This is a genomic window from Streptacidiphilus carbonis (assembly GCF_000787775.1).
In the GTDB taxonomy this organism is placed as follows: domain Bacteria; phylum Actinomycetota; class Actinomycetes; order Streptomycetales; family Streptomycetaceae; genus Streptacidiphilus; species Streptacidiphilus carbonis.
This window is the reverse complement of record NZ_BBPM01000022.1, coordinates 82269-85610: the sequence shown is the minus strand read 5'-3', so window position 1 is coordinate 85610 and position 3342 is coordinate 82269. Positions and strand designations below refer to the sequence as shown.

Sequence of the window (3342 nt, the reverse complement as noted above, 5' to 3'; positions counted from 1 at the left end):
GCGGCGGCTTCCGCGGGGGGGTGGGGGTGACCACGGGGCCGAAGAAGGCGACGCGCTCGCCGTCCGCGCCCGGGACCGCGATCACCGGGGTGCCGACGTCCTGGCCGACCAGGTCGATCCCCTCCTTGTGCGAGGCGCGCAGTGCCTCGTCGTACTCGGTGGAGTCCGCGGCCTCGGCCAGCTCGACCGGCAGGCCGACCTCGGCGAGGGCCGCCGCGATGGTCTCCTTGGTGCGGGGCTCGCCCTGGTTGTGGAAGCGGGTGCCCAGCGCGGTGTAGAGGTCGGCGAGGACCTTGTCGCCGTGCGCCTGGGCGGCCGCGATGCAGACCCGGACCGGGCCCCAGGCCTCCTTGAGGAACTCCCGGTACTGCTCGGGGACGTCGTCCTTCTCGGAGTTCAGCACCGCGAGGCTCATCACGTGCCACTGCACCTTCACCGGGCGCTGCTGCTCGACCTCCAGCATCCAGCGCGAGGTCATCCAGGCCCAGGGGCACAGCGGGTCGAACCAGAAGTCTGCGGGAACGGGGGTGGCGGTTGATTCGGACATGAGTCCTCCGGTGCCGGGAGCGTGCTGTCAACGTGGCGAACAGAGGGGGGCGCACGGGCATTCCCGCCGCGAGGACGTGCGCCGGTGTTGTCGGCGGGCCGTGAAAGGATGCCGGGAACATGAACATGGTGACGGACCGGGGAACACACCCGGCTGCACCGGACGGGCAGCCACAAGCTATTGCCCCACCGCATGCACCAGTAGGGAGTACCGCAGTGCCCGGGACCAATCTCACCCGCGACGAGGCCCGCGAGCGGGCCCGCATCCTCAGCGTGGACGGCTACGAGGTCGAGCTCGACCTCCGCTCCGCCGTTCAGCCCGTGGCGGAGGGCGAGGGTGCAGGCAGGTTCCGCTCCCGCACGGTGCTGCGGTTCCGCTGCTCCGAGCCGGGTGCGGACAGCTTCGCCGACCTGCTGGCCCCGGCGGTGCGCAGCGTCGTCCTCAACGGCACGGCGCTCGACCCCGCGCAGGTGTTCGACGGGTCCAGGATCGCCCTGCCCGGCCTGGCCGAGAGCAACGAGCTGGTCGTCGAGGCGGACTGCGCGTACAGCCGTACGGGTGAGGGGCTGCACCGCTTCACCGACCCGGTGGACGGCGAGACCTACCTCTACACCCAGTACGAGCCGGCCGACGCGCGCCGGGTGTTCACCACCTTCGAACAGCCCGACCTCAAGGGCGCGTTCAGCTTCACGGTGACCGCGCCGGCGCACTGGCAGGTCTTCTCCAACTCCCCCGCCGGCGGCGACCCGGTGGCCGTGGAGTCCGGCCGGACCTGGCAGTTCGCGCCCACGCCGCGGATCTCCAGTTACATCACCGCGGTGGTGGCCGGCCCGTACCACGTGGCCCGCGACCACTACGCCCGGACGCTCAGCGACGGCCGCCGACTGGAGATCCCGCTGGGCGCGCTCTGCCGGGCCTCGCTGGCGCAGTACTTCGACTCCGACGAGATCTTCACCGTCACCAAGCAGGGCCTGGACTTCTTCCACGAGGAGTTCGACTACCCCTACCCCTTCGGCAAGTACGACCAGGCGTTCGTGCCCGAGTACAACCTCGGCGCGATGGAGAACCCCGGCCTGGTCACCTTCCGCGAGGAGTACGTCTTCCGGTCCAAGGTCACCGAGGCGGCCTACGAGGGCCGGGCCAATGTGATCCTGCACGAGATGGCGCACATGTGGTTCGGCGACCTGGTCACCATGCAGTGGTGGGACGACCTGTGGCTGAAGGAGTCCTTCGCCGACTTCATGGGCGCGTTCGCCCAGGTGGAGGCGACCAGGTACCAGGCCGGCTGGATCACCTTCGCCAACCGCAGGAAGACCTGGGCCTACCGGCAGGACCAGCTGCCCACCACGCACCCGATCACCGCGGACATCCGCGACCTCGAGGACGCCAAGCTCAACTTCGACGGCATCACCTACGCCAAGGGCGCCTCGGTGCTCAAGCAGCTGGTGGCCTATGTAGGGCGGGACGCCTTCTTCGAGGGCGCGCGGCGGTACTTCAAGCGCCATGCGTTCGGCAACACCACGCTCGCGGACCTGCTCGCCGTACTCGCGGAGACCTCGGGGCGGGGCAGCGAGGCCATGGCCGAGTGGTCCCGGGCCTGGCTGGAGACGGCGGGCGTCAACGCGCTGACGCCGCAGCTGATCACCGACTCCTCGGGGACCATCACCTCGTTCGCGGTGCTGCAGGAGGCGGCCGCGGAGCAGCCGACCCTGCGGCCGCACCGGATCGCGGTGGGGCTGTTCGACCGCGACCCGGTCAGCGGGGCGCTGGTGCGGACGCACAAGGTCGAGCTGGACGTGGCCGCCGCGGCCCGGACCGAGGTGCCGGAGCTGGTGGGGCTGGCCAGGCCGGCGCTGGTGCTGGTCAACGACGAGGACCTGACATACTGCAAGATCCGCTTTGACGAGGTGTCACTGGCGGCCCTGCGGGAGTCGCTGGGCGAGCTGGAGGATCCGCTGGCCCGGGCCCTGAGCTGGTCGGCGCTGTGGAACCTGACCAGGGACGGCCTGATGCCGGCCCGCGACTACCTGGAGACCGTGCTGCGCTTCGCCGGCCGCGAGAGCGACATCGGCGTGCTGCAGTCGCTGCACCTGCAGGCGCGGACCGCGCTGGACATGTACGTCACCCCGGACGCGCGGGAGGAGTGGGCCGGACGGCTGGCCGAAGGCGCGTTGGGCGAGCTGCGGGCCGCGGAGCCCGGCGGCGACCACCAGTTGGCGTGGGCCCGGTTCTTCGCGCAGACGGCGGCGTCGGAGTCGGAGCTGCAGCTGGTCGGCGGGCTGCTGGCCGGGACGGCCCGTATCGACGGTCTGGACGTCGACCAGGAGCTGCGCTGGACCCTGCTGCACACCCTGGCCGCCGCCGGGGTGGCCGACGAGGCGGCCCTCGCCGCGGAGCTGGCCAGGGACGACACCGCGAGCGGCAAGCGGCTGCAGACCGGGTGCCTGGCGGCACGGCCGACCACGGAGGCCAAGGCGGAGGTGTGGCGGCAGGTGGTGGACTCGGACCAGCTGCCGAACGCGCTGGTGGAGGCGCAGATCAGCGGGTTCCAGTCGGCGGCGGGGCGGCGGGAGTTGGTGGCGCCCTATACCGAGCCGTACTTCGAGGTGCTGGAGAAGGTCTGGAGCGAGCGGTCGATCGAGATCGCGATGCGGATCGTCAGCGGGTTGTTCCCGAGGCTGGTGACGACCGGGGCGACGCTTGAGCGGACGGATCTGTGGCTGCGGGAGCACGGTGGGGCGGCGCCGGCTCTGCGGCGGTTGGTGCTGGAGGGGCGGGACGACCTGGGGCGGGCC

Annotated in this window: 2 protein-coding genes; one reads left to right on the top strand and one right to left on the bottom strand. The window is 71.4% G+C overall.

Annotated features, from left to right (window positions below):
- Positions 1-547: mycothiol-dependent nitroreductase Rv2466c family protein (locus tag TR46_RS19120; RefSeq protein WP_063770623.1), on the bottom strand; the 547-nt coding region annotated here is incomplete at its 3' end.
- Positions 548-762: 215 nt separating this feature from the next.
- Between TR46_RS19120 and pepN the strand changes: the two genes are divergently transcribed.
- Positions 763-3342, top strand: a 2580-nt coding sequence (gene pepN, locus TR46_RS19115) for an aminopeptidase N (RefSeq protein ID WP_042402749.1), incomplete at its 3' end; no start/stop codon positions are given.